The 3,508-nt window shown below is 43.2% G+C and carries 4 protein-coding genes; 2 read left to right on the plus strand and 2 right to left on the minus strand.

Going from position 1 to position 3,508, the window contains the following annotated elements; translation table 11 throughout:
• Positions 1-352: 352 nt before the first annotated feature.
• Positions 353-682: a KGG domain-containing protein gene (locus tag IQ229_RS18670; RefSeq protein ID WP_194046277.1), complete on the plus strand. Its 330-nt coding sequence runs from the start codon at positions 353-355 to the stop codon at positions 680-682.
• A 253-nt stretch (positions 683-935) separates the two neighbouring features.
• Here the strand turns inward: IQ229_RS18670 and IQ229_RS18675 are convergent, their stop codons facing one another.
• Positions 936-1,196: a hypothetical protein gene (locus IQ229_RS18675; RefSeq protein WP_194046279.1), complete on the minus strand. Its 261-nt coding sequence runs from the start codon at positions 1,194-1,196 to the stop codon at positions 936-938.
• Positions 1,197-1,299: 103 nt separating this feature from the next.
• Positions 1,300-1,983, minus strand: a complete 684-nt coding sequence (sufR, locus tag IQ229_RS18680) for an iron-sulfur cluster biosynthesis transcriptional regulator SufR (protein WP_194046281.1) — start codon at positions 1,981-1,983, stop codon at positions 1,300-1,302.
• 411 nt (positions 1,984-2,394) lie between these two features.
• Here sufR and sufB point away from each other — a divergent pair.
• A partial coding sequence (gene sufB, locus IQ229_RS18685; protein ID WP_194046283.1) for a Fe-S cluster assembly protein SufB occupies positions 2,395-3,508 on the plus strand: 1,114 nt, incomplete at its 3' end.

Genomic DNA, 3,508 nt, shown 5'->3' on the forward strand with positions numbered 1-3,508 from the left:
GCGCTAAGGCGCACGCTACGCGAACAGACTAAAAGTCTGGGGCTATACAAGCTAAACCCGCGCAGGCGGGTTTCAGAGAGTCCACGTAGGCGGACTTCGTTTGTGTAGCCGCGATTTCCAATCGCCCGGTGTTTCTGTTTTTTATATAGTAAAGTTACTAGCAAATAGCAACTTTAGTTGTATATCTTAAGTTAAGTATCAGGGTTGATTGTTTCTTTCTTAAGGGTAATGAATACAGAATATTTGATTAGCTAAATTGAAAAAGTCAATGAATTGATGAGATAGAAATCGAGATAAGGTTTTGACTTGCTGCAAAAGCTAAAAACTCTAGTTAGTAACAAGGAGTAGTATCATGGCAGACACAAGCAAACGTGGTTTTGCATCTATGGATGATGACAAGCAGCGCGAAATAGCAAGCAAGGGCGGACAAGCTGCTCATGAAAAGGGTACCGCACACGAGTTTACCTCTGAAGAAGCTCGTGAAGCTGGGCACAAAGGCGGTGAAGCTGTGAGTCAAGATAGAGAACACATGGCTGAAATCGGTCGTGAGGGGGGCAAAAATTCTCATCGCGGTGGTCAGAATGAAGATAGTGATGATGCCGATAGTGAAGAAAAGGGTACTCAAGGAGGCACACGAGAACAACATGCTGAAGCAGGGCGGCAGAGTCACAAAAATAAATAGACTCATCGTCAGGTATTTAAAAGGTTCTCGCTCCAATACGGTTCAGTTAAAGAATTTTGGTATTGATTTTAAACCTGTAGAGATAGAAAATTTTGCGTCTCTAGTAACAATCTTGGGCTGAACTGAATGTTATCGCAGCATATCTTATCTCTTAAGTTCGCGCTTCTAAAAAACAGAAATGTTTCTTAGAAGCGCGATATTTTGTATAGTTGTTTTTTCTAAATAAATGCAACGAAAACTTTACTACCGCAGATCACCATTTCAGATATGAACCTTCAATGCCCTGTTCACGTCGAATTTTGCCATCTTTTTCAAACCAGGCAATTACTTGCTGCGCTGTCAAATCTTCAATAGCAACGCTGTACTCTTGGGCGATATGCTTCAAAAGCTTAAGTGATGAAATTGTCAATCTTGTTAAAAACTTTTCTGGGGAAGACAACAACGCCGCGTCTACTTTTGCTGACTCTTCCAGAGTTAAAAATTGTGTTGATGGTTGCTGTGGTGGTACATCCATAAATGCTATCTCAAACTTAGTTGATTATTGATAATAGGTAGTTGCTATTCAGCTATTATCCATTACCACGGCTAGATGTAAACCGAGTTTATTGATGAAGATTTTACTGACGAATTTGCACCAAATAGCCACAACGGTGTTCTCCATCAATAATCCAGTGGGTGCGTTCTACGCTACAATCTGGTAAGACGGCTGCAAACATTTCTAATTCGTGGCCACAGATGCTCGGGAAAGACTCGGCAACGTTGGAAATGGCACAGTTATGCTCCATTAAGATAAAGCGATCGCTCTCAAATGAGTCATTCACATCAACGGGGTGATACTCTGCCATGAAGCCTTCTGCTTTTCTCAACTCTACTAAGTTGGCTACACGTTCTCGCAGTGAACCGTTACCGACGCGATCGCGGTATTCTTTAGCTTTGCGCTGCCACTGTTTCTCTAAAATCGATTTAAATTGATCGTGTCCTACCGTTTCGGCTAAGGTGTCTAGCAACGAAACCGCAAAATTTCCGCTTGCATCACCAAAGCGATCGCTCATTGTTCGATGCAAGCGATCGCGTCCCTGACGACTCAGTTCATAAAGGTGCTGCGGCCGCCCCATCCCCGCCGCCTGCACTGATGTCGAATACAAAACTAGCTCCTCCGTCTCCAAATCTTTGAGATGGCGACGAATAGCTTGGGGGGTAACGTCTAAAACTTCAGCTAGCTCTAAAGCCGTTGCTTTTTCGTGTTTGTGCAGATATTCTAGGATATCTTGCTTGGTTGAGGACTGGTGGGTAGTCGCCATCTTCATGTGGTGCGAGACGTTCAGCGAACGCCCCAAAAATTAATTTCTTTGAAAATTTGACCGTGCCAATTTTGGATTTTGGATTTTGAATTTTGGATTAAAAAAGTTTTCTAGTATATGCCCCGCTACACTATCGTCAATCTAAAATCCTTGAGCCAAGCACCTTTGTGGTCTTTTGGAATCTAAAATTGCAAATCTAAAACCCAAAATTGTTTGACTTTGACAACATTGTTGTTGTTAATTTAGCGTAAAATGAAGATAGATTAAACAACATAGCTGTTGTTTTACTCTCCACCACTATTCTAGCAGCCGTGTAACCATTCCGTAACGGTAGATGGGAATCGGCTAAAGAAACCCCGTCTCCCATCCTTATAAAGAGATTCCAGTTCCGAACACGAGAGATTATTACTGATGAGTGCCACTGTCAAAACCTTAGTCAACCAACCCTACAAGTACGGCTTTGTCACAGACATTGAGTCCGACACCATACCGCGTGGACTAGACGAGGACGTTATCCGCTTGATCTCCTCTAAGAAGAACGAGCCGCAGTTCATGCTGGACTTTCGCCTCAGAGCTTATCGCCAGTGGCAAAAAATGACGGAACCAACTTGGCCGAATGTCAAGTATCCGCCAATAAATTATCAGGATATCATTTACTACTCAGCGCCAAAACGCAAGAAAGAAAAACTAAACAGCTTGGATGAAGTTGATCCAACCCTTTTAGAAACTTTTGAGAAGTTAGGCATTTCCCTATCTGAACAGAAGCGGCTGGCAAATGTCGCCGTTGATGCAATTTTCGATAGCGTTTCTGTGGCCACTACATTTAAAGAAAAGCTAGCGGAAGATGGCGTTATTTTCTGTTCATTTTCGGAAGCGTTACAAGAACACCCAGAACTGATCAAAAAATATTTGGGTAGCGTTGTTCCTATAGCTGACAATTATTTTGCCGCCTTGAACGCCGCCGTATTTAGCGATGGTTCTTTTGTATACATTCCTAAAGGCGTGAAATGCCCAATGGAACTATCTACCTACTTCCGCATCAACTCTGGTGACACGGGACGATTTGAGCGAACTTTGATTGTCGCTGAAGAAGGTAGTTATGTTTCTTACCTCGAAGGTTGCACCGCCCCGATGTATGATAGCAACCAGCTACACGCCGCAGTTGTGGAACTCGTCGCCCTCGACAACGCCGAAATTAAATACTCCACCGTGCAAAACTGGTACGCTGGAGATGCCAACGGTAAAGGCGGTATTTACAACTTTGTCACCAAGCGCGGTTTGTGTCAGGGCGTAAATTCTAAGATTTCCTGGACTCAAGTAGAAACAGGTTCGGCAATTACTTGGAAATATCCTAGCTGTGTGTTGGTGGGTGATAACTCTGTGGGTGAGTTTTACTCGGTGGCGCTGACAAATCATCAGCAACAAGCTGATACGGGTAGTAAGATGATTCACGTAGGTAAGAATACCCGCAGTACAATTATTTCTAAAGGAATCTCCGCAGGTAATTCTAGTAATAGCTATCGGG

This window comes from Nostoc cf. edaphicum LEGE 07299 (assembly GCF_015207245.1).
Classification (GTDB): Bacteria; Cyanobacteriota; Cyanobacteriia; order Cyanobacteriales; family Nostocaceae; genus Nostoc; species Nostoc edaphicum_B.